The sequence below is a fragment of the Pradoshia sp. Z4_20 genome (assembly GCF_058216035.1).
In genome coordinates this window covers 103731-129286 of sequence record NZ_JBZAJD010000005.1, presented here as the reverse complement: position 1 = coordinate 129286, position 25556 = coordinate 103731, and the positions used below count along the sequence as shown (strand labels likewise).

Genomic DNA, 25556 nt, shown 5'->3' with positions numbered 1-25556 from the left:
GTTTTAGCATTTATAGAGTGAAGATTTCCTTTGATCTTTTTAGCTGAGCATGAATGAAATAAAGAAGAAACGGCTTGTTTAGATATTTATTAGAAACTACTAATACCCATTTTGAATAAGTTCCCATAAAAAAAGCTGCCATTAATTTGTATGGCAGCTTTATCAATTTCTATTATAATCTTTCCTTTGAATCAGCTGAACGTAATGCTAAAAGTTTGTGCAATGGTCTATGATTATCGCCAAGAAGGCCAATTCGTTCGACCATCAATTCAAGTGCTATAAGCAGAATAAAACTGAAGAATATTCCGCCCCATAGTGTGGCCATACTAAAGATGAAAGCGGCCAGTCCAAAGACAGCAGCCATTGCATAAATCATCAGTACAGTGGTTCTGTGGGAATAGCCTAATCGCAATAAGCAGTGGTGTAAATGAGACTTATCTGGCGCATGCAATGGTTTCTTCTGAAGGAACCTCCGTACCATTGCAAAAAACGTGTCAGAAATTGGTACACCTAATATTATAATCGGTATGATTAAGGAAATTACCGTAATATTTTTAAATCCTAATAGGGATAGTACTGATATCATAAATCCAAGGAACATAGCTCCTGTATCGCCCATGAATATTTTAGCTGGGTAGAAATTGAATTTCAAAAATCCTAATGTACTTCCAGCAAGAATTAAAGCAATCATGGCAACGAATATATCGCCAATTCTAAAGATCGCCATTGCGGAGATGGTTAATAAAGCTATTGTTGAAACACCTGCTGCCAATCCATCCAATCCGTCAATTAGGTTAATGGCATTCGTGATGCCTACAATCCAAATGACAGTGATTGGGATAGCCATAAATCCAAATTCAATCGTTTCCCCAAACGGTGTATTAATATAGTTAACCTGGATATCGCCGACAATAACAATAATTAAAGCGGCAGCAATTTGCCCGATTAACTTCACTTTTGCATCCAATTCATATTTATCATCAAATATACCAAGAATTAAAATGACAGCTGCACCCAAAAACATGGCTGAAAATGTGTCTGAACGGGCAATTTCCGGTGAAAAAATCGGAAGCGTTATAATAAAGCTGAGGAAAATTGCTAATCCGCCCATGCTTGGCATCACTTTTATGTGCACTTTTCTATTATTGGGAGCATCGGTTGCTCCAATTTTATGCGCTAATTTAATTACAAATGGGGTGATGAGTATGGTTAGGCATACGGCAACTAAAAAAGCTGCAATTAACAAATTGTCCACCCTCTATCTTATAAGTCTGAATATAAATACCCAATATGATTATTTTTAAACCAGATTGTAGTAAATATAGTAGATTGAAATAGTTGTATAAATATATCAACCTCAACTATCAATTATATACGGTTTATGTCAAAACCTCTACTAAAAATTGATTTCCCTCTAGTTATTTTACAAAATATGTAACTTTTAAACACCTAATTCTTAGTTAAATTTATAAAACAATGATAGAGAAGTGTAAGAAAATAACAAAACGAAAAGAAAGGGAATAATATTTCCCTTTCATCTCATTTAAGAAATTTATGTTTTAAAACTCTTAAAAGAAATAATGGTAGAACAAGCATCCGTTTCCAGCGGCTTGGCTGCTTGAGCAATCTATACAACCATTCAAGATTCAGCTTAATCCAAAATTCAGGTGCTCTTTTCAGTTTGCCGGAAAAAACATCAAAGCTTCCGCCAATACCAACGAAGAGTCCCTTATTAAATTTATCATAATGTCTGGTGATCCAGTTTTCCTGACGGGGAAAGCCCATGCCAAGTAAAACGAGATCGGGTTTTAAAGCGCTGATTTCCGTAGCAAATTGATTGTCATCTATATCAAAAAAGCCATGATGGTATCCAACTAATTCAACATTTGGATAGGATGCCTTGACTTTCTCGGCACAATTTTCAATTACTTCTGCTTCAGCTCCAAGCATATATATGCGTATAGGCCGTTTTGTATTCATTTTAAAAAATTCAAGCATCATATCATAGCCGGTTATTCTTTCTTTTAATGGTTTGTTGAGAATTTTAGAAGCCATAATAATGCCAACTCCATCAGGTGTGATATAGTCAGCTTGCATGATAATCTTACGGTAATCAGTGTGACTGCGTGCATACTCGACAATTTCAGGATTGGCAGTAACGATAAAGGTTTTTTCCTCTCTATCAATTCTATCCTTTATCTCCGAGTGAACAAACTCCTGCATTGTCGATGAGTGAAAAGGTATACCTTCTATATATATAATATTCTTCTTCATAAGTATTTCTGCCCTTCTAAAGATAATTCTTTTATATTTTACTTTACAGGAGATTAAAAAGGAAATTTCATTAAAAATCATCAATGTTAGTAAATGGCGGTAAACTAGAAGAAATTGTTATTTAGAGACTTGGCTAAGAGAGGAAGTATTACTTACTATGTGTCATTTATGGGACATTAGCAAGGAAAAGCGCCTCATTATTTAGCTACTTGGCATATCAAAAGGGTGAATATAGCGAGCTAAGAGAGTAAGGCTAATGCTATACGAAGGTATATGTAACATATTGGTATAATTATGTGTATTCTAATCTCGTTAAATATGATATGATTTTTTTTGGTTTTTATTTTATTGCCAAGATAAAGAGAGGTAAGCACATGTTATTCAGTTCGACTGTTTTTTTATTCTTATTCCTACCACTAGTTTTAATTTTATACTTTTTGGTTCGGCCAGGACTGAAGAATATCGTACTGCTGGCTGCTAGTTTGTTTTTTTATGCGTGGGGTGAACCTAAATTTGTAATCATTATGATTATATCCATTATAATGAATTATCTTTTTGCCTTATTTGTAGACGCTAAAAGAGACAAAAAGACTCAGGTTAAATGGATAATGGGAATTATGGTTGCGTGCAACCTATTATTATTAGGAGTTTTTAAATATGCCAACTTCCTTGTGGATAGCATAAATGAGATTCTTCATACTACTATTTCAATTCCGACTATTCCATTACCAATCGGTATATCTTTCTTCACTTTCCAAGCAATGAGCTATGTAATAGATGTTTATCGAAGAGATGGGGATGTGCAAAAAAACCCTCTTAATATGGCTCTATATATTGCTTTGTTCCCACAATTGATTGCCGGACCTATTGTTCGCTATCAAACAGTGGCAGATCAGATTAAAGTAAGGTTTGAAAACTTCGATAAATTTTCAGAAGGTGTAAAAAGATTCATTATCGGATTGGCAAAAAAAATGTTGCTAGCTAATAACTGTGGGTTAGTAGCTGATCAAATATTTGCCTTGCATCCTTCGGAAATGTCAACTGGGCTAGCTTGGATTGGAATTATTGCCTATTCATTGCAAATCTACTTCGACTTTTCAGGATACTCGGATATGGCTATTGGATTAGGGAAAATGTTTGGTTTTGAATTCCTTGAGAACTTTAACTATCCATATATTTCAAAGTCCATTGCTGAATTTTGGAGAAGATGGCATATATCTTTAGGATCATGGTTTAGGGACTACTTGTATATCCCGCTGGGTGGAAATAGAAACGGCAATCTAACGACATATAGGAATCTTTTAATTGTTTGGTTTGCCACAGGATTATGGCATGGTGCGAGCTGGACCTTTATAGCTTGGGGATTATATTACGGTTTATTTATTATGATGGAGAGAGCATTTCTTGGAAAACTATTGAAAAGGATTCCAGTTTTCCTGCAACATGTATATTCCTTGATTATTGTAGTTATTGGTTGGGTTTTCTTCCGATCAGAAACTTTTGATTATGCATTTGCTTATATACAGACCATGTTTGGCTTTAATGGTATAGGCCTATGGGATCTTCAAGCGAAATATTATACCTTTGAATATGGCATCATTATTTTAATGGCTATTATAGCTGCAACACCTATATTTAAATTAATACAAGAGAAAGCAGTGTTTACATCATCTAAAATGATGATTGGCGGCAGAGAAACGTTGTCAGCTGTCTATTATGTAACTATATTTGTCCTATCAGTTACCTATGTTGTTTCAAATACTTTTAACCCATTTATTTATTTCCGCTTTTAAAGGAGTAATCGCATGGAAAAAAAAGCAAGTCAATATTTTATAGCAATATTTTTCTTATGTTTGATTTCTATTTTTGGTATATGGTCTTTGTTAGACCAGGATCGTGTGAGTTCAGAAATGGAAGGAAGAACTTTAGAGAAGCGACCTGATTTAAATGTAGAGACTTTGACCTCCGGCGAATATTTCAGCAGGTTTGAGGATTATTATAATGATAATTTCCCTTTACGTAATCATTGGATAGAAACCAATTCACTTGTCAGTCATAAAGTTTTTGGACAACGTCTTTTTAAGGATGTTTATATGAACAATGATGGATATCTAATTAGCACTGTGGCGCCGGATAATACGGATGAATCCATTACACATGTAAATAAGAAGATCAATGACTTCGCTGCTGGATTAAAGGAAAAAGGTGTACCTGTCTATTTTGCGCTGGCTCCTAATAAGACAACGATAATGGAGCATCAATTGCCGGATTATATAGAGAGTAATGCTAATAAGCTGTCTGATGAATTATCCAAAGGTTTTTCTGCTGATGTAAATTTTCTTGATTTGAGATCGGCTATTCAGCCGCATATGAATGAAAAAGATATGTATTTTTATACTGACCATCATTGGAAGCCTAAGGCAGCCTACTATGCTTACAGTGAAATCATAACAAATATGAATGAACGATTGGCTGATATTGGACAACCTTTACCGATGTCAGCCTATAGTTGGAAGGAGGATACTACCTCTTTTTATGGTTCTGAAGCGAGGAAGGTAGGCAAAAGCAATATTTCCAAAGTAGACACGATTACGGTAGTGGAGAAAAAAGCAGAAGAAAAACCGCTTGAAATATCCTATAGGGGTAAAAGTAATCAGCCTCTTTTTAATGAAGAGGTATTAAAAAAAGAAGATGTATATACGAATCGATATGTTAGTTATTTCTCTGGAGATGTGCCAGAAGGGATTATTCGAAATCCTAACGTGCAAAATGGCAAAAGGGTATTAGTCCTTAAAGATTCTTATGCTAATGCGATGATTCAATTTTTCCCTTCCCATTTTGAGGAAACCAGAGTTTTGGATTTAAGGCACTATAAGCATATGACTGTTAAGGAATATATCAATAAAAATGATATTGATGCGGTGGTATTCGTTCACAACATTAATTCTATCCTTATTACACCTCAGTTTTTAGATTTTTGATTTACTGATTCTAAACGTAAAAAAGAAGCTTGAGCTATGACGCTCGGCTTCTTTTTGTTTATGAAAAGTATTATCGGAGTAGGGAGATTGCTTAGTATTTATGAAATTTCATAGAGAAAACTTTACTTAAATATTTTAAAAACCAAAATAGTCTTAATATGTTATTTTTCGACAAATTTTGCTAAAAAGGGTACAAATTATATTGGTAGTTTGTTAAAATATGACTAGTTTAGTATATGCGTATTTTTGGATTTAATATCCTATTATAAGGATTAAAAGTAATTTGATTGATAGAAAAGGAGGATTGTTTACTATACTTTCAGGATGTGAAGCAGAAATACATACGAGCTAAACTATTTACTCAACCTGAGAAATTAATATAGAAGGAGATATAATGACAGCTATAAAAAAAATACCTATATATTTAGTTATTCTGAGTATGGTTATTTCATTACTGCCTTATCAGGTGCTGGCAACTGTAACCGAGGAGATAACTAAGGATACTGAAGGAGTTACGGCTACCATATTCACAGAAGAAGAGAGTGGTACTGTAAATCTTTATAAGGAAAATAATCAAGAGAGCGAGATTCTGACTCAGTTACAAAACAATACGGAAGTAACTGTGATAAATGAAGATGATGAAAGCTTTTTTCTTGTCGAATATAGCATTCCAGAAAAGAGTGAGATATGGAAGGGTTATATAGAAAAATCAAATATTAAATTACCTGCTCAAGAAATGCAGGATGATGAAATTCAGAAAGAAAATCCTCAAGTAGAAAAACCGCAAGTAAAAGAACCCAATGTAGACCAACTTCCATCCGAGGAAGAAATGGTTGAAGAAGAAGTTCCATCCAATCAGGAAGAGGACAAACCAATTGCTGAAGAACAACAAACTGTAGAGCAGAACCCAGTAGTTGAAGAGGAACAACCAGAAGAACAGCAGACAAGCAATAATCAGAGTAAACTGGCAGTAGCAGCTAGTTCTGCTGTCTACGAGGGTGTCACACTAAATGCCACAAAAGTTTATTCCACTCCATCTACGAGTGCCAATGTTCTTAGAACCTATTCAAAAGGCACAGTGCTTAAATTTTATATACATTCAACAGAATGGTATTGGTCTAATATTACTGTAAATGGTAAATTAACTAAGATTTATATAAACAAAAAAGATATTGAACAAGCTACGGACAACCCCGTAAGAGGTGAGGGAGTTGCACTAAAAACCTCAACTAATATGTATGCATCACCAACAACAGATGGGAAGGTTCTTAGAACTTATGCTTCTGGTACCATACTGAAATTCTATACCTATACTTCAGGATGGTATAAATCTAATATCACGGTCAACGGAAAACTGACAACGATTTATATTAATAAGAATGACATAGAACTTCCGACAAGTAACCCCGTAAGAGGCGAGGGAGTTGCTGTAAAAAATCCTACTAATGTGTATGCGTCACCATCAACAGGCGGGAAGGTTCTCCGGACTTATCCGGCAGGAACCGTATTAAAGTATTATACCTATACAACAGGGTGGTACCGTTCAAACATCACCATTAAAGGGAACTTGACGACAATCTATATTAAAAAGAGTGATATAGAGCAGCCTGTTGCTAACCCGACAAAAGGTGAGGGGATTGCACTGAAGGAACCAACTAATGTGTATTCTGCACCATCAAGAGATGCAAATGTATTAAGAAGATACTCTTCCGGTACCATTTTAAAATACTATGATTATACTACTAATTGGTATAAATCAACTATCACAGTAAATGGAAAAGCAACAACTATTTATATTAATAAAGCAGATATAGAGCAAGCCGATAGACAATCTGCAGTCTTGCAGGGAATCGCAAAAACATCACCAACAAATGTTTACCAATTACCATCAACTAACTCTAAAGTTTTACGGAAATATAATAAAGGAACAATATTAAAATATTACGATTACAGTCCAAATTGGTATGTGACCGGGATAACGGTAAATGGCAAGTATCAGGATATTTACATTCGTAAGGTTGATGTAAGTGCTGAACAGTTAAGTCAGTACTCCATTACTTTAGATCAAGCAGTAGCAATGCAGATGAGGCTGACGGATCCCCCGCCGCAAACAGATACTACCGGGGTCTTATCGAAATATACGAATTTTATAACCTCAATAGAGAGAGCTTCAGATCCAGGTTTTTTTGATGCAACTGCTGAGCAGGTGCGTTATTATATGGATCCAAAGAATTTCTCTGCGGCCTCTACTAGCTTTTATCAGTTCTTAGTTCTGTCTTCTCCGGCAGGAACTAATGCGACAGAAGTTAACAATACAATTTTGAAGGGCAGAGGAGTATTGGCTGGTAAGGCATCCTCCTTTATACAGGCTGCTAAGACGCATAATATTAACGAAGTGTATTTAATAAGCCATTCATTATTGGAAACTGGAAATGGGACTAGTCCGTTGGCAACAGGAATCAAGTATAATGGCGTTACGGTGTACAATGTATACGGCATTGGAGCTTTTGATGGAGATGCTAATAATAAAGGTGCAGAGTATGCTTATAATCAAGGATGGACGACTATAGAAAAAGCCATTGTAGGCGGTGCGGCATTTGTATCGAAGAATTACATTCACGCTGGACAAAATACTCTTTATAAAATGAGATGGAATCCAGACGGAATGATTAAATACGGATATGCTACGCATCAATATGCATCTGATGTTGGCTGGGCTGTCAAACAAACAAGAAAAATGGCTGAAATGTATGCCAGCTTAACGCAATATAACTTACTATACGATGTACCGGTTTATCGATAAAGTGGTAGTTTAATATGAATATCAAAACCTCCAATACTAGTTATTTAACCTGCTTATATTTCAGCCTGGTGGTAACTGGTTTGGAGGTTTTTGTTTAGCGTGTTCCTTTTCTTTAACCTGCTTGGTAATAGTTAAATGTGTTTATGCATGTCAAAGGACATAAGTTATATGGTATGGTAATTAGTATAGTAATGAATAAAGTGTGTCGATTTAGAGGGGCTAGCAGGGGCATACTTGAAAAGGTACTAGAAAAAGTGTATAGTTTACATGGATTTTTATAACGTAATCTAATGGTGAAATTTAATCTTTTTTGTCATATATTGAATTTAAAAAGAAATGAGGTAAGGTCATGATTTATGCAGAAATATTAGCAGGTGGTAAAGGCACTCGTATGGGTAATACGAATATGCCTAAGCAGTATTTACCTTTAAATAATAAGCCCATCATCATCCATACAATTGAAAAATTTATGCTAAATGATCGCTTCGATAAAATTTTGGTCGTTACACCTAAAGAATGGATTAACCATACTAAAGATATCATCAGAAAATTTATCGGTGAAAATAACCTTATTGTAGTAGTAGAAGGCGGTAAAGACCGAAACGAATCTATTATGAGTGGTATTCGATATATAGAGAAGACATTTGGGATCAATGACGATGATGTCATTATTACTCATGACTCTGTACGTCCATTTTTAACTCATCGGATTATTGAAGAGAACATTGATGCCAGTCTTAAATATGGTGCGGTTGATACAGTAATTGAAGCAATAGATACAATCATCCAATCAGAGGATGGAGAAGTTATTTCAGACATCCCAGTCCGTGATACCATGTATCAGGGGCAAACTCCACAAAGCTTTAATATCAAAATGTTGACTGAACACTATAACTCTTTAACAGATGAGCAAAAACGAATATTAACAGATGCTTGTAAAATCTGTGCATTAAAAGGCGAAAAAGTTAAGATCGTTAAAGGCGAAGTGTTTAATATTAAGGTTACTACTCCATATGATTTGAAAGTTGCTAATGCTATTATACAGGGGCGAATAAACAATGATTAATCAGGTATATAGACTTGTATCTCCTAGGCAATTTGAAGTAGCTTATAATGATCGTTCACTACAGTACCATGAAGATTTTGTTGTAGTTAGACCAACGCATCTATCTATTTGTGCTGCTGACCAACGATACTATACTGGATCTCGAGGGAAAGAAGCAATGGCGAAAAAGCTGCCAATGGCTTTAATCCACGAAGCTATAGGTAAGGTCGTCTACGATCCTAAGGGTGAAATTAAGAATGGTACAATGGTCGTTATGATACCTAACACACCGACAGAGAAAGATGAAGTAATTGGTGAGAACTACTTGCGTTCCAGCAAATTCCGTTCAAGTGGCTATGATGGATTCATGCAGGATTATGTCTTTATGGGACGGGACCGCATTGTTGAATTACCAGAAGGAATTGACCCGTATGTTGTTGCATTTACGGAATTGATGACCATTACAACTCATGTTTTATCCAGATTTGAGAGTCGGTCTCATAAACGCCGCAATGTATTTGGCGTATGGGGAGATGGAAACCTTGGGTTCATTACGACTCTATTCCTTAAAAAAATGTACAAAGACTGCAAAGTTATTATTTTCGGTAAAACCGGATATAAATTGGACAACTTCTCCTTCGTGGATGAAGTTTATACAATTGATGAAATCCCGGAAGATTTGAGAATTGATCATGCATTTGAATGTGTTGGTGGGAAAGGAAGCCAATATGCGATTGACCAGATGATCGACCACCTTCATCCGGAAGGTTCTATATCTCTAATGGGGGTATCTGAGTTCCCAGTTGAGGTTAATACAAGAATGATTTTGGAAAAAGGAATCACACTAATTGGAAGCAGCCGCAGCGGACGTGAAGATTTTGTGAGAACAGTAAACTTTCTAAAAGAAAACCCGGATGTTGTTGACTATTTGGGTACTTTAGTTGGAGAAGTGCAAGAGGTTAAAACAATTGGGGATATTTTATCTGCATTTGAAAAGGATCTGACTTCTTCTTGGGGTAAGACAGTTATGGAATGGAAAATATAATTTTTAAATATTGGAAGGCAGGAAGGCAAAGTATGAAGCATTTGAAGATGATACCTACGTTATTAACAAAGTATAGTATTCAATTTGCTTATGCTTTGTCTTCTCTTTTTTTTAAGGTTGATCCAAATAAAATAACCATTGCTACGTATCGTTCTAATGAATTGGAAGGTAATTTATCCTACATAGCAAACGAAATAGATCGAAATGATCCGCGGAAAAAAAGGTTTGTTCTGGCGAAAAAGTTTAATAGCTCTATTGGAGGGAAAGTCTCTTATTTCTTTCATCTAATCCGGGCAAGTTTTCATTTAGCGACTTCGCGCTTTTTTATTGTAGATGATTTTTATTTTCCTATATACGTAGTTAAACCGCGAAATGGTTCTGAATTTGTACAGCTTTGGCATGCTGCCGGAGCCTTTAAAAAGTTTGGCTGGAGTACAATCGGTAAGGATTTTGGACCCAGCGAGGATTATTTAAAGACAGTCAAGGTACACTCCAATTACTCCAGAGTTTATGTCAGTTCTGAAAAAGTAATACCAGCTTATGCTGAAGCTTTTAATATGCCTGAAGAACAAATATTTCCCTTGGGAGTTCCGAGAACGGATTATTTTTATAATCATGAAGAGCATAAAAAGCTTAGGATTCGTTTTTATCAGCAATATCCACAGTTGGATGGAAAGAAATTAATTTTATACGCCCCCACTTTCCGTGGTAAAAGCCATTATCAGGAAGAGTTTACTATGCCTGTGGATTTGGAATTGATGAGGAAAAAACTTGGTGATGAATATGCTTTTATTATTCATTTACATCCCTATATGAAATTACATTTAAGTGGTATTGAACAATATAGTGATTTCGTAATCCACATGAAAAAGGGATATAATATTCAAGAGTTATTAGTTTTAGCAGACATTTTAGTTACGGATTATTCTTCTGTTATTTTTGATTATAGTCTGTTGAAGCGTCCTATCGCTTTTATAGCGGATGATTTGGAAGAGTATTTAAAAGAGAGGGATTTTTATTATCCGTATCTTGACTTTATACCTGGCCCATTTTTTACAGAAACTTTGCCGTTAGCTAATTGGATTAAAGAAAAGGGCTATAATATTACTAAAATTGAGGAATTTCAGCAGGAGTTCTTTGATTATACAGATGGAAGAGCCAGCGAAAGAATTGTAAAACACTTATTGAGCAAGTAAAGAAAAATAAAGCGTGTATAAGTTAGTTTTATAGATAAAAGTGAGTGATCTATTTGGAGAAATCAAATTTACTTCTAAGAATAACATCAAAATTCAAAGAGAATAAGGGGAGAATTTTTAATCGATTTTTCTCTACCTATGTATTTAGATTTTGTTATCGGGTATTTACTATCTTGCCAATTAATAAAAAGAAAATCTTATTTGCCTCAGATAGTCGAACAAAAATGGAGGGTAATTTTCGTTTTGTATTTGATGAATTGCAAAGGCAAAATAAAGGTTTCACTTATAGATATATGTTAAAAGAGGGGACATCAGCAAAGAAAACCTGTAAGGAAATTCTGAAGCTATCCTATGATTTAGCAACATCGAAATACATCTTACTTGATGATTTTTACCCAATGGTATACCCATTGAAAATCAGAGAAGGCGCTGAGCTGATTCAGCTTTGGCATGCAGTAGGAGCATTCAAAAAATTCGGGTTTAGCCGTGTTGGTTTGCCGGGAGGCCCTGATCCGGATTCGTTAAACCATAGGAACTATACTAAAGCAATTGTCAGTTCCAAAAATGTCGCAAAGCATTATGCTGAAGGATTTGGAATTGAAGAAAGTAAAGTTGTCGCTACAGGTATTCCCAGAACTGATATATTTTCTGATCAGGAATATAAAACTAAGAAGAGAAGTGAGCTTTATGAGCAATATCCTTTTCTTAAAGATAAGAAGGTTATTTTATTTGCACCAACCTTTCGGGGTCCTGGGCAACAATCCGCTTATTACCCGTTGGAATATCTGAATCTGGATAAAATTTATCAGGCATTTCATGATGAATATATATTCTTGTTTAAGATTCACCCATTTGTTAAGGAAAAATGGGAGATACCGCTTAAGTATAGTTCTTTTTTTTATGATTTCTCATTTTATAGTGAGATCAATGACTTATTGTTGATTACAGATCTTCTGATTACAGACTATTCATCTGTATGTTTTGAATATGCATTATTGGATAAACCTATGATTTTCTATGCTCCAGACATGGAAGAATATACGTCAGAAAGAGATTTTTATTATGACTATCAATCATTTATTCCAGGTCCTCTGGTTAGAACCGAGGAAGAATTGATTAGTACGATAAAAAGCAGGCAGTTTCATACAGAAAAGCTAGATGCGTTTAGAGAGTACTTTTTTGATGATATCGATGGGAAATCCAGCGAACGAGTTGTCGATTTATTAAAATGATGAATATTAAAACAGAAAAACAACTACTAAGAGGGGTTAAAGTCAATATGGATACTAAACAAATTGAGGGTGTAAATAATAGAAAAATTAAAGTGAGTATCATTACACCCGTCTACAATGTTGAAGAATATTTGCGGGAAACATTAGATTCATTAGTCAATCAAACCCTATCACCGATAGAAATCATTATGATAGATGATGGATCTACTGATCGCAGCCCGGAGATTATTGAGGAATACAGTCAGAGATATTCCAATATCATTTTTGTGAAGCAAGAGAATTCCGGTCCTGGTGCAGCCCGTAATAATGGGTTAAAAGTAGCCCGAGGCGAGTATATCAGTTTTGTGGATTCAGATGATATACTGCCGCTTGATGCGTTGGAGAGTATGTACAAAGCCGCTCTTGAAAAGAATTCAGCTATCGTGCTGGGAGCATCTCTGAGCTTTAATAAAACGGAGACTTGGTTTATTGGCAGTCACTATAATAATAAAGTGTATGAAAAAGGTGAAAAGAACTTAGTTGCTAATCAAGAATTACTATATTCTTTGGGGCCATGCAATAAGATTTATCGCCGTGACATCATAAAGGATATATCCTTCCCATCAGGAATAAAGGTAACGGAAGATCAGCCATTTGTTATTGAAGCTTATCTACGAGCCGGTGCTGATATTTATACGATTGATAAAGTGATTTATAATTATCGTTCCAGAGAAGATGAGGATAACCTATCTTTATCACAAACTGTACGTGTTAATTCAGTAAGTGTTCTGAAAGACATTATGAATAGTATGTCTATATCTGATCCTTTATGGGAGAAATATATTGACAACGAAGTGTCACGTTTTCACGTTAAGAAATTTTATTACAATCGCTTGGTTTCAGCAGATATATGGCCGGCAATTCGTAATGCAGTGGATAGCAGAAATAGCGACATTGCAGTTCAAACCTTTAAAATTTTTAATGATTGGGTAAAGAGTTTAGATAAGAATTTGTTTAATGAAATTCCAGCGCTTCATACGGTTATTTTTAAAAACTTAGTGAATCGATTTGATTTAATGGGATCTTCAGCAAGAAAAAGTTATAAGGAATGTTTGGATATTGCTTTTGATAAGATTTCTTTTAAAACTGAATCCAGGTTATTGAATTCCCCTTCTTTTAAAAGAACATTTATAGCAACCCAAAAAACAGATAGGCAGAACAGCTTCCTCCCTATCCAAATGTATGTGTATGGCAGAAAATATAAAAGGTTTAAGACTAAAGTAAAGACAGCTGCTGTAAGACGTATTGTCTTTCCGTTATCCGGATTTCTGCCTCTTCAAAATAAAATTACTTTTGCATCAAATAAGATGCCAAAGTTGCAGGATTCCTTTGAGTGTATTTATGATGAAATCGCGGAATCAAGACCTGGCTATAAAGTGGTAGGATATTTTAAAAAGAAGAGATCCTGTAAGGAGTTTGCCAAATTATATTATGACATTGCTACTTCAAAATATGTCATTTTGGATGATTATTACCGTCCGCTATATAAATTAAAGGCCAGAAAAAGAACAGAAGTGATTCAAACTTGGCATGCTGCCGGTGCCTTTAAGAAATTTGGACACAGTGCGGTAGGCTATCGAGAAAGCAACACGGAAGAGTTTGAAAATGAAGCTCATGGTTCCTATACTAAAGTGGCTGTTACAAGTAAAGAAATAGTCCCTCACTATGCGGAAGCTTTTAATATACCAGAAGAAAATGTATATCCGGTAGGTCTTCCGAGAACAGATGTGTTTTTTGATACGGAAGGGATTGAATATATTAAACAAAAATATGAAGCGGTTTATCCGGCTTTACGTAATAAGAAGATCATTACGTATGCTCCAACCTTTAGAGGAGGTCCGGGAAAGCGAGCGAGCTTCAATATTCAGCTCGATTTAAAAAAAATGGCTGAAGAGCTATCGGATGAATATGTATTAGTATTGAAACTTCATCCATCTGTTACGAAAGGTATTGACATACCGAAAGAAGCAGAGGATTTCGTATTAAATTTAAGTAAGAATGATATCAATAATGTTTTATCTATTACAGATATATTAATAAGTGATTATTCATCAGTCATATTTGAATACGCATTGCTTGAAAGGCCGATGATTTTCTTTGCATACGATTTAGAGGATTATTTGGAAGATAGAGGTTTCTACTATGAGTACAAAGAATTTATCCCGGGCCCTCTTGCAGAGAAGACAGAACAAGTTATCTCTCTGATTCAACAAAACTCCTTCAACATTCAAAAGGTTAAAGCTTTTAAAGAACGATTCTTTGAAGACTTTGATGGAAAAGCATCCAAACGTTTTGTAGATACATTTATAAAACCAATTAAAAAATCATGATCGACCAGATCATGATTTCCTTTTTTTGTGAGATGAAATGAAGACTTAGACATGTTATAAACATATATAACATAAAGAGGCATTAACTTTATGTTACAAATAATACGTGTATACGATATAATTTAGATTGTATTCGACACAGGTTTGAAAGTTAGATGCATGAGTTATATAATTAAGAATAAGTTTTCATCTTGTTTTTGTATGATGCTCCGTTTTTTGGTCAGTTACCAGTTTGCTAATGAACTAGGTAAGGAGATGTAGAAATGAAAAAGATTATTACGTATGGCACTTTTGACTTATTACATGTCGGTCATATTAATATTTTAAGAAGAGCCAAGGAAATGGGCGATTATTTAGTAGTGGGCTTATCCACTGATGAGTTTAATAAGGCGAAAAATAAAAAAGCTTATCATAGCTATGAAAATAGAAAACTGATTTTGGAATCAATTGAATTTGTTGATGAAGTGATTCCGGAGGAAAATTGGGAACAGAAGATTAAAGATATTAAGGAACATGATATAGATGTTTTTGTCATGGGTGATGATTGGGAAGGTCATTTTGACTTTCTAAAAGAGCACTGCCAGGTCGTTTACTTGCCAAGAACAATCGGTATTTCAACATCTCAAATCAAAAAAGACTTATTTAAGGTGAAAAATGGTTAAAGAACTTGTTATTCAGTTGTATTTGTTGATTTTTAAAATCGTATTTAATATTTTTAATTTATTCCCTATCCAAAATAAGGTGGCATTTATTGTATCTTTTGGTGATAACACTCAGTATGTATATGAAGAAATGCGTCGAAAACATATTGCTTTTGACGTGGTTTTTTTATGTAAGGGTACAAGCTATAAAAGGTTTCAGCAATATGAGGATGCTACTATAGCACTGATTGAAAATAAAAATCCGATTGATTTCATTCAATCTATTTATCATTTGGCGACATCTCGTTATGTATTTGTTGATAATTATTATGGTTTTTTGGCTGCCACTGACTTTAGACCGGGAGTGGAATGTATTCAGCTTTGGCATGCCTCAGGAGCTATCAAAAAATTTGGCTTGGAAGATGCCTCTGTTCAAAACAGGTCTGAAAAAGCTGTAAAACGTTTCAAAGATGTTTATAAACGTTTTAACAAAGTAGTAGTTGGTTCTGATATTATGGGAACTTACTTCATGAATGCATTTAATTTAAAGGGAGAAAATATCCTTAGAACTGGTATCCCCCGAACTGACTTTTTTTATAATCAGGCTGAAAAAGAAAGTGTATTCAATCAATTGACTAACGAGAACAGATTGCTCTGGGATAAAAAAGTAATATTATATGCGCCTACTTATCGTGATAACGAATTGGATAAATTTCAGTTAGAATTAGATTTAAAAAGATTATACGATGAATTGCATAACGATTATGTCGTTATGTTACGTTTGCATCCAGCTATTAAGGATATTCCGGACTATTCAAAAATCTATCCCAATTTTGTCCTGAATTATTCTAAACCAAAGTACGATATTAATGAATTATTGGTGGTTGCGGATATTTTAATAACAGACTATTCCTCTATATCATACGAGTTTTCATTATTAAAGAAACCGATGATATTCTTTGCCTATGATTTAGTTGAATACACAAAAGATAGAGGACTTTGGGAACAATATGAAAAAATGGTTCCAGGACCAGTAGTAAACAATACAGAGGCGATTATTGACCTCATTAAAGAGAACAGCTTTGATATGGACATGATTGAAGAGTATGCAAATAAATGGAATAAGTATTCAAAAGGACATTCCAGCGAAAACTTAATTTCATATTTGTTTGATGAAAAAACAATACTATCCAAACAGAGAGCGCTGTAAGACTCTTTGCATTACATGTATCTGTTGTAAAATAGTGGGGAAGGATATTCAGAATTTATGAAGTCTATGTTTACAGTCATACAAGAACAAATACGTTCATTTTATTTAATAAAACGATTGTCTGTATTTGAATTAAAAAGTGCTAATAATAGTAACTATTTAGGAATCATGTGGGAATTCTTAAATCCCTTGATTCAAATAGGAGTATATTGGGTTGTATTCGGGATGGGAATCCGGGGAGGCAGAGAAATTGGGGACGTGCCATTTATCTACTGGATGCTATCCGGAATTTCATTGTGGTTCTTTGCCAATCCAGCCATTATGGATGGAACAAAATCGATTTATACGAGGATTAATTTTATCTCTAAAATGAGTTTTCCTATGAGTGCGATTCCTTCATATGTCATTATGTCGAAATTTTATCAGCATATTGTCATCGTGATTATTGTTTCTATCATTTTGCAGTTTGGTGGTTTCCCTATTTCGTTGTATTATCTACAGCTGCCTTACTTTATGATTGCGGCTATCATTCTGTTTTTTGCTGTTACACTCGTTACCTCCACGTTGGCTACCATTGTCCGTGATGTAGTCATGATTGTCCAAGCCATCATGAGGATGCTGATTTATTTAACCCCTATCTTGTGGGTTTCAAATAGTTTGCCAGGATTTTTACAAATGATTATTAAATTTAATCCACTTACGTATCTAGTGGAGGGGTATCGTGCAGCGATGTTAGGCCAGTCCTGGTACTTTATTGAGCATGCAGACTATACGTTATACTTTTGGGGAGTAACGATTGTGTTACTCATGATTGGATCAGCGCTTCATTTGAAATTTAGAAATCATTTTGTGGATTATTTGTAAAATGGAGTGAGGTCTACTATGGAAACAGTTATTGTAAAAAATGTTTATAAAAGATACAAAATGCATAGCAAAACCTCCGATAAATTATTGGATATTCTTCTTCCGGGAGGATATGGAGATGATTTCTATGCACTTCAGGATATTAGTTTTACAGCAAGTAAGGGTGATGTTATTGGACTGATTGGAGTTAATGGATCAGGTAAATCAACATTATCCAATATTATTGCCGGTGTGGTACCTCCTACAATGGGTTCGGTTAAAACAGTTGGACAAACGTCTTTAATTGCCATTGCTTCCGGTTTAAATAACCAGCTGACTGGCCGTGAAAATATTGAGTTGAAATGCTTAATGCTGGGTTTCAATAAAAAGCAAATTCAGGAATTAGAGCCGGAAATTATTGAATTTGCGGATATAGGCAAGTTTATTGATCAGCCTGTTAAGAAATATTCCAGCGGGATGAAATCAAGACTTGGTTTTGCGATTTCTGTAACCGTCGATCCTGATATTCTGATTATTGACGAAGCATTATCAGTAGGTGACCAGGCTTTTGCTGAGAAATCCAAAAAGAAAATGTACAGCTTCCGAGACCAGGGGAAAACAATCTTCTTTGTTAGCCATGCGATCGGACAAATAAAGGATTTCTGTAATAAAGCTTTATGGCTTGAATATGGAGAAATAAAAGATTTTGGTACAGTGGAAGATGTTGTTCCAAAATATGAGAAATTCTTGAAAGAATACAGAGCTATGACTCCAGCTCAACAAAAAGCATTTAGAGAAGCTGCTATTAAAAAACAAAGCAGCATGACGATCACATCGAAATAAAATACATGAAATTTAATTTTTATCAACAGGCTATCATCACAGGATGATAGCCTGTTTGCGCTTTTAAACTAAATTATGAAGATGGATACTGAAAATGACTAAGGAAAGAACACATATTTTCGGATTAGAGAAAGAAAAAGTAATGAATAAGTTTAGAAGAACTGTGAGAAAGTTTGATATAGATGGGTAAGCTTTCACGCCCATGATTTCTAAAATAAATTAAATTAGCTATAGATATGATGGATTTAATTACTCATGGTTATATTTATTAAATACCAAAAAACAGGAATGCTAATAACCCATAAAATTAGAGTGTTAGTATATATATGAAATCTATTTAAATATAAGTTGATTGCTGTTCTGTTCAGTAATCAACTTCTTTATTTTATTTAATTACCATTAAGTTATAATTCCGTAGATGCTAAAATTAGTTTAATATAATAAAATGATAAGTAATTAAAAGTTTAATATAGTATTATTATTGGATATAAATATATTAAAATAATAATTTTGTTTGATATTTCCATTTTAAAAGGAGATTTTTATGATTAAAAGAAATAAGCTGCCATTCAAGGTCATGGCAACATCCGTTCTTTTATCTACCGGACTGGTTTTGGGTGGTGGTGTTGGACCAACAGGTAGTTTAACGGGTATACAAGTAGCTGAAGCGGCTGATACATATTATAAAACAACCGATAATTTGAATATGAGAAAGTCTGCAAGTACAAAGGCGCAAAAAATCACAACAATTCCAAAAGGAAAACAGGTTACTTACATATCTAAAAGTGGCAGCTGGTTTAAGGTGAAATACGGAACTAAAACTGGATTTGTCAGTTCGCAATATTTAATAAAAGTGACGGCGAGTTCAACAGTTTCATCTTCTGCCTCCACAACAAGTACTTCTGTATACACAACAACAGACAATTTACGTTTGCGTAAACAGGCATCAACCAGTTCAGCTACGTTATTGACCATCCCAAAAGGGAAAACAGTGACGTATGTATCTAAAAGCGGCAGCTGGTATAAGGTGAAATACTCATCGAAAACAGGATATGTTAGCTCCAAATATATAAAAGTTACTAAAAAAACAAGTTCCTCAACATCTACGTCTACATCTGCAACGATGAAGGCAACTAAATACAAAACGACAGAAAAATTAAATATGAGATCCAATGCATCAACGAGCGGTACCCGGATCCTTACTATACCAAAGAATAAAGTTGTCACAGCTACTGCAAAATCAGGTTCCTGGTACAAGGTGTCTTACAGTGGTAAGACCGGCTGGGTAAGCGGATCATATTTAAAGGAATACAATCAAACTACGACGACAAGCACGACTTACTATAATACAAAGGCTGCAAGCTCCTTATATAGTGCTGCTAATACAAATAAAGCAGCTGTTTATTCTATTCCAAAGAATAATGTATTTACTTCTACCCAAAAAGTAGTCAATAGTATCGGAGAAACTTGGTTTCGAGTTTCTTATAAAGGAAAAAACTATTATATTCAGTCCAGCTCAGTAAATAAGGTGACAGCAGCGAGTGTTACGAGCACCTCCTATACGGCAAAGGAAGCAACTTATTTATATTCCTTTGCAGGAGCAACACACGGAACTTTAGTTGCCATTCCAAAGGGAGCTAAAATAACCACCAATTATCGAATCGGGGATTGGTATAAAGCATCCTATGGCGGAAAAACAGGTTACATTGATTTGACTAAATTCACAAAAACAGTTGCTACTTCGGAAACATCGATTAAGGCTACAAAATTTAAGGTTACGGCTAATTTGATTTTACGTAAGACAGCTTCCGATTTAGGTGCGAAATTAGATACAATCCCTGCGAATACTGTTATCACAGCTACTGCAAAATCAGGCTCCTGGTACAAGGTCTCTTACAGTGGTCAGACCGGTTGGGTAAGCGGCTCGTATTTACAAGAATACAATCAAACTACGACGACAAGCACGACCTACTATAATACAAAGGCTGCAAGCTCCTTGTATAGTGCTCCTAATACAAATAAGGCAGCTGTTTATTCTATACCAAAGAATAATGTGTTCACTTCTACCCAACAGGTCGTGAATAGTATAGGAGAAACCTGGTATCGAGTTTCCTATAAAGGAAATAACTATTATATTCAATCTGGTTCAGTAAGTAAGGTAACAGCGGCGAACGTTACGAGTACTTCTTATACAGCAAAAGAAAAGACTTACTTGTATTCCTTTGCAGGAGCATCGCACGGAACTTTGGTTACTATTCCAGAGGGAGCTAAAGTAACTACTAATTATCGAATTGGTGATTGGTATAAAACATCCTATGGCGGAAAAACAGGTTACATTGATTTGACTAAATTCACAAAAACAGTCACTTCAACGACACCGTCTTTTACGGCTACGGAGTTTAAAACAACGGCTAATGTGAATTTACGTGAGACAGCATCTGAATCGGGTGCGAAATTGACTACAATACCTGTGAATACAGTAGTTACAGCTACAGAACAATCAGGTGATTGGTATAAAGTTACATACAATGGTTATATCGGCTGGGTAAGTGGTTCTTATTTGACAAAGTACACTAGCAGTACTGGTAATAACAACTCAAGTAGTAACAGCGGAAATCAAATAACATTACCGAGCGGCACTGCTATAACTGAAACAACGTATTTGCCAATCAGTGAATTGAATATCCGTGCTTCCGATTCAACTTCATCAGCTAAAGTTGGTTCAATCCCTAAATATACACAGGTGAAATCTACCTATAAAACGAGTAAGGGCTGGTACCGAGTGACCTATGGTGGAGTAACAGGTTTTGTATCGGGAGAGTATTTAATCACAAAAGCGAATTACGATAAAATGAATTCTTATGAGGCAAATAAGAATTCCTATATGCATTTGGATTTACGTAAAAAATCCTCTGTAACAGCTGCACAAATTAATGCTTATATTGCTAAGCATGCAACATCAGCTAATAGCGTTCTCTACAATAAAGGCTCGGCATTTATTACAGCGGCTAATAAATATGGTGTGAATGCCCTCTATTTAGCAGCACATGCGATTCATGAAAGTAACTATGGAAAATCTACTATTGCGTTAGCAAAAAATAACTTGTTTGGCTTTGGATCCTATGACATTACGCCATTTGTAGGTTCCGTTAAATTTTCTTCTATTGAAGAGAATATTGCCTTTATTGCACAAGAAATGAAAGCCACTTATTTAAATCCATCTAACTGGAAGTACAAGGGGGCGACACTTGGATATACGATTAAGGACGCTAATGGAAATCGTATCACTGATTTAAGTAAGGGAATGAACTTTTACTATGCCAGTGATTCCGATTGGGGAAATAAGATTGCCAAACATATGTCTAACATCCTGGATTATGGCAATGAGGGGGCAGTCAGCCAAAGTCCAAATACAACGGTTCCAGCCAAACCTAGCTATCCAAGCGGCAAGGATGTGTTCCCGACAGGTACAATCGCTGTTGCCAATTCTTCTATCAGTCTTAGAAACTCAAAAAGCAGTTCAGCGACTGTGGCTGCAACGATTAAGAAGGGTGAAACCTTTAATCTACTGGAAAAATGGAATGATTATTGGCTAACAATCAGTTATAAAGGCAAAACGTATTATACAAATACGGTTAGTCTGAGCACCTATAATCAATATATGACCGTGAAAAATTTAGCGCGCGTCAATGGTGCCAGCACTTTGAATGTCCGCGCGTCAGCTAATACGGCGTCAGCTACAGTGGGAACTTTAAAAAACCATCAATATGTCGAACTTGTGGTAGATTCAAACAATAATCCAATCACTAGTAGCGGATGGTATAAGGTTAAGTTATCTAATGGCACAGTTGGCTGGGCATCAGGTTCTTATTTAGCAAGAGAATTGAATAAATAGAATTTAGGAAAAGAGGTTGTTGACATGGTCAACAACCTCTTTTTTTATTAAATACACTATTGGATAGAGAAAATTTAACTTGGTCTTTGAATGATGTATAAGTGAAAGAGAATAAGAAATCGGCTTTTATATTATTTAAACATAATATAAACAAGCATGATTATTTATGTATCTATCAAATTATTTGATAATTTTAAAACTATATAGGAAAATTATTTTATATCAAAATAGTAATTTAGTTTGGTGTCTTATTTACTAAAGAGGGAGATTTTATTGCAATGAATAACAGGTATAATCAACCACTTAAGGTTATGGCAACATCCGTTCTTCTATCTACGGGTCTAGTTTTGGGGAGCAGTCTTGAACCGACAGAAAGTTTTCTGGGAATGCAAGTGGCTCAAGCTGCTGAATCATATTATAAAACAACAGCCAATCTAAATATGAGAAAAACAGCCAGTATTAAGGGCCAAATTATCATAACCATTCCCAAAGGAAAGCAAGTCACCTATATATCTAAAAATGGAAGTTGGTATAAGGTGAAATATGGATCGAAGACAGGTTATGTCAACTCCAACTATCTGAAGATTGTACCGAGTTCGACTGCTCCGGCAACAAGTACATCCGTATATACAACGACGGCCAATTTGAATTTACGCAAAACAGCTTCAACCCGTTCGGTAATCTTAACGACCATCCCAAAGGGGAAAACAGTCTCGTATCTATCGAAGAGCGGCAGTTGGTATAAGGTGAAATATGGAACAAAAACCGGTTATGTCAGTTCGAGCTATATAAAGGTTACGAACAAAACAAGTGAATCTACGTCTGCGTCAACAACGATTAAGTCGACTAAATATAAAACAACATCCTATTTAAACATGAGGTCTAAAGCCACAACGAGCAGCAGTCGGCTCTTAACTATACCAAAGAATAAAGTTATTACAGCCACCGCAAAATCGGGCTCGTGGTATAAGGTCTCTTATAGTGGTCAGACCGGTTGGGTCAGCGGCTCGTATATAAAGGAGTACAATCAAACTACAACGACAAGTATTGCTTACTATAAGACGAATGCGACAAGCTCCCTGTATAGTGCTGCCAATACAAATAAAGCAGCTGTTTATTCGATTCCTAAGAATAATATATTTTCTTCTACCCAAAAGATCGTCAATAGTATAGGAGAAACCTGGTATCGAGTTTCTTTTAAAGGGAAAAATTATTATATTAAAGCTGGATCAGTAAGTAAGGTATCTGCAGCAAATGTTACAAGTACCTCCTATACGGCAAACCAAAATACTTACTTATATTCATTTGCTGGGGAAAAACACGGGACTTTGGTTTCTATTCCAAAGGGAGCCAAAATAATAACCAGTTATCGTATTGGAGATTGGTATAAAACAACGTATGGTGGAAAAACAGGATATATCAATATGGCTAAATTCTCAAAAGCGGTAACTTCATCAAGCGCGTCTATTACAGATACAATGTTTAAGACTACCGCCAATCTGAATTTAAGAAAGACAGCATCTACTTCCGGAGAGAAATTAGACACAATACCTAAAAATACGATTGTCACAGCTACTGCAAAATCGGGAGATTGGTATAAAGTGAGCTACAATGGTAAAACCGGCTGGGTCAGCGGTACGTATTTGGCTGCGTATAATAGTTCAAGCAACAATACGGGCAGCAACTCGAGCGGTTCTAGTGTTACGGAAAACATATACTTGCCAATTGCTAAGTTGAATATTCGTGCCTCCGATTCGACATCATCGGCTAAAGTAGGTTCAATCCCTAAATATACTCAAGTGAAATCTACCTATAAAACTAGCAAGGGCTGGTATCGGGTAACATATGGTGGAGTAACAGGCTACGTCTCAGGAGATTACTTAATTACAAAAGCGAATTACGATAAAATGAACTCTTATGAAAATAATAAGAATTCCTATCTACATATTGATTTACGTACAAAATCCTCTGTAACGGCTGCGCAAATTAATGCCTATATTGCAAAGCATGCAACATCGACTAATAGTGTTCTCTATAATAAAGGATCTGCATTTATTACAGCAGCCAATAAATATGGAGTGAATGCCCTTTATTTAGCAGCACATGCCATTCATGAAAGTAATTATGGAAAATCTACAATTGCGTTAGCAAAAAATAACTTGTTTGGTTTTGGGTCCTACGATAGTACGCCGTTTGTTGGCTCCGTCAAATTTGCTTCTATTGAAGAGAATATTGCCTTTATTGCACAGGAAATGAAAGCAACCTATTTAAATCCATCTAACTGGAAGTACAAGGGTGCAACGCTAGGTTATACAATTAAGGATGCGAATGGAAATCGAATCACTGATTTAAGTAAAGGAATGAACTTTTACTATGCGAGTGATTCCGATTGGGGAAAAAGGGTTTCTACCCATATGTCGAATATATTGGCTTATAGCAAGGAAGGGGCTGTCAGTCAACGTCCAAATACGACGGTACCAACTAAACCAAGCTATCCAAGCGGAAAGGATGTATTCCCAACAGGTACGATGGCTGTTGCCAATTCATCTATTAGTCTAAGAAACTCAAAAAGCAGCTCAGCGACTGTAGCCGCAACAATTAAGAAGGGTGAAACCTTTAACCTACTCGAAAAATGGAATGATTACTGGCTGAAAGTTAGTTATAAAGGCAAAACATATTATACAAATACGGTTAGCTTAAGCACATATAATAATTATATGACTGTAAAAAATTTAGCCCGTGTAAGTGTTGGTGGTACGAGTACCTTGAATGTACGCGCATCCGCTAGTACGGCAGCGGCTAAGGTGGGATCTTTATCGAACCATCAATATGTCGAGCTTGTGGTAGACTCAAGCAATAATCCGGTTACTAGTGGCGGTTGGTATAAGGTTAAACTGCCTAACGGAAAAGTTGGATGGGCATCAAGTTCTTATTTGGTAAGAGAGTTAAATAAATAGAATGAAGAAAAGAGGTTGTTGATTAAATCAACAATCTCTTTTTTGTTTGTAATCAGACAAAACTATTATGGAAAAATAATGTAATAATGATGAAATAAGGATGGAAAAGTATGCTTTATTACAAAAAAATGATTGATAATTTTATTTTTTTCAGTGCTTACCCTTAGAAAACCGCTCTATTATTCGTAATTCTATTAATGGGGGGAATATATGCTTATAAGA

The 25556-nt window shown here is 35.2% G+C and carries 15 protein-coding genes and 1 pseudogene; 14 read left to right on the top strand and 2 right to left on the bottom strand.

Annotated features, from left to right (window positions below; translation table 11 throughout):
- Nucleotides 1–172: 172 nt before the first annotated feature.
- Both AC4BHP_RS13095 and AC4BHP_RS13090 read right to left on the bottom strand, forming a co-directional pair.
- Nucleotides 173–1246 (bottom strand): glycosyltransferase family 4 protein, encoded by a 1074-nt coding sequence (locus AC4BHP_RS13095; RefSeq protein ID WP_148630571.1) that lies wholly within the window; start codon nt 1244–1246, stop codon nt 173–175.
- A 293-nt stretch (nt 1247–1539) separates the two neighbouring features.
- Nucleotides 1540–2274, bottom strand: coding sequence for a WecB/TagA/CpsF family glycosyltransferase (locus AC4BHP_RS13090; protein WP_148630573.1), 735 nt, complete (start codon nt 2272–2274; stop codon nt 1540–1542).
- Nucleotides 2275–2648: 374 nt separating this feature from the next.
- Between AC4BHP_RS13090 and AC4BHP_RS13085 the strand changes: the two genes are divergently transcribed.
- The 14 genes and pseudogenes from AC4BHP_RS13085 (at nt 2649) to AC4BHP_RS13020 (ending at nt 25334) form a co-directional block, all read left to right on the top strand.
- Complete coding sequence (locus AC4BHP_RS13085) at nt 2649–4067, top strand: MBOAT family O-acyltransferase (protein ID WP_066105948.1); 1419 nt, start codon at nt 2649–2651, stop codon at nt 4065–4067.
- A gap of 12 nt (nt 4068–4079) precedes the next feature.
- A complete protein-coding gene (locus tag AC4BHP_RS13080) occupies nt 4080–5255 on the top strand; it encodes a DHHW family protein (RefSeq protein WP_066105951.1) in 1176 nt (391 codons plus the stop codon).
- A gap of 394 nt (nt 5256–5649) precedes the next feature.
- Nucleotides 5650–8058, top strand: a complete 2409-nt coding sequence (locus AC4BHP_RS13075) for a glucosaminidase domain-containing protein (RefSeq protein ID WP_490552672.1) — start codon at nt 5650–5652, stop codon at nt 8056–8058.
- Between the two features lie 349 nt (nt 8059–8407).
- Nucleotides 8408–9124 carry an IspD/TarI family cytidylyltransferase gene (locus AC4BHP_RS13070; protein ID WP_066105957.1) on the top strand — a complete coding sequence of 239 codons (717 nt, stop codon included), beginning with the start codon at nt 8408–8410 and terminating at the stop codon, nt 9122–9124.
- A complete protein-coding gene (locus AC4BHP_RS13065; protein ID WP_066105961.1) occupies nt 9117–10148 on the top strand; it encodes a ribitol-5-phosphate dehydrogenase in 1032 nt (343 codons plus the stop codon). The genes AC4BHP_RS13070 and AC4BHP_RS13065 overlap by 8 nt, the downstream gene beginning before the upstream one ends.
- Nucleotides 10149–10180: 32 nt before the next feature.
- On the top strand, nt 10181–11344 hold the full coding sequence (locus AC4BHP_RS13060) for a CDP-glycerol glycerophosphotransferase family protein (RefSeq protein ID WP_066106837.1): 1164 nt from the start codon (nt 10181–10183) through the stop codon (nt 11342–11344).
- 44 nt (nt 11345–11388) lie between these two features.
- A complete protein-coding gene (locus AC4BHP_RS13055; RefSeq protein ID WP_490552669.1) occupies nt 11389–12576 on the top strand; it encodes a CDP-glycerol glycerophosphotransferase family protein in 1188 nt (395 codons plus the stop codon).
- 47 nt (nt 12577–12623) lie between these two features.
- Nucleotides 12624–14945 (top strand): bifunctional glycosyltransferase/CDP-glycerol:glycerophosphate glycerophosphotransferase, encoded by a 2322-nt coding sequence (locus tag AC4BHP_RS13050; protein ID WP_490552667.1) that lies wholly within the window; start codon nt 12624–12626, stop codon nt 14943–14945.
- A 263-nt stretch (nt 14946–15208) separates the two neighbouring features.
- On the top strand, nt 15209–15607 hold the full coding sequence (gene tagD, locus AC4BHP_RS13045; protein WP_066105967.1) for a glycerol-3-phosphate cytidylyltransferase: 399 nt from the start codon (nt 15209–15211) through the stop codon (nt 15605–15607).
- Nucleotides 15600–16796 (top strand): CDP-glycerol glycerophosphotransferase family protein, encoded by a 1197-nt coding sequence (locus AC4BHP_RS13040; protein ID WP_490552665.1) that lies wholly within the window; start codon nt 15600–15602, stop codon nt 16794–16796. Before tagD ends, AC4BHP_RS13040 begins: the two co-directional genes overlap by 8 nt.
- A 57-nt stretch (nt 16797–16853) precedes the next feature.
- Nucleotides 16854–17660 (top strand): ABC transporter permease, encoded by an 807-nt coding sequence (locus AC4BHP_RS13035; RefSeq protein ID WP_066105973.1) that lies wholly within the window; start codon nt 16854–16856, stop codon nt 17658–17660.
- Between the two features lie 18 nt (nt 17661–17678).
- Nucleotides 17679–18458 (top strand): annotated as a pseudogene (gene tagH, locus AC4BHP_RS13030) (teichoic acids export ABC transporter ATP-binding subunit TagH); the annotation flags it as partial.
- A 568-nt stretch (nt 18459–19026) separates the two neighbouring features.
- A complete protein-coding gene (locus tag AC4BHP_RS13025) occupies nt 19027–22377 on the top strand; it encodes an SH3 domain-containing protein (protein ID WP_490552663.1) in 3351 nt (1116 codons plus the stop codon).
- A gap of 278 nt (nt 22378–22655) precedes the next feature.
- Nucleotides 22656–25334, top strand: a complete 2679-nt coding sequence (locus AC4BHP_RS13020; RefSeq protein ID WP_490552661.1) for an SH3 domain-containing protein — start codon at nt 22656–22658, stop codon at nt 25332–25334.
- Nucleotides 25335–25556: the final 222 nt, after the last annotated feature.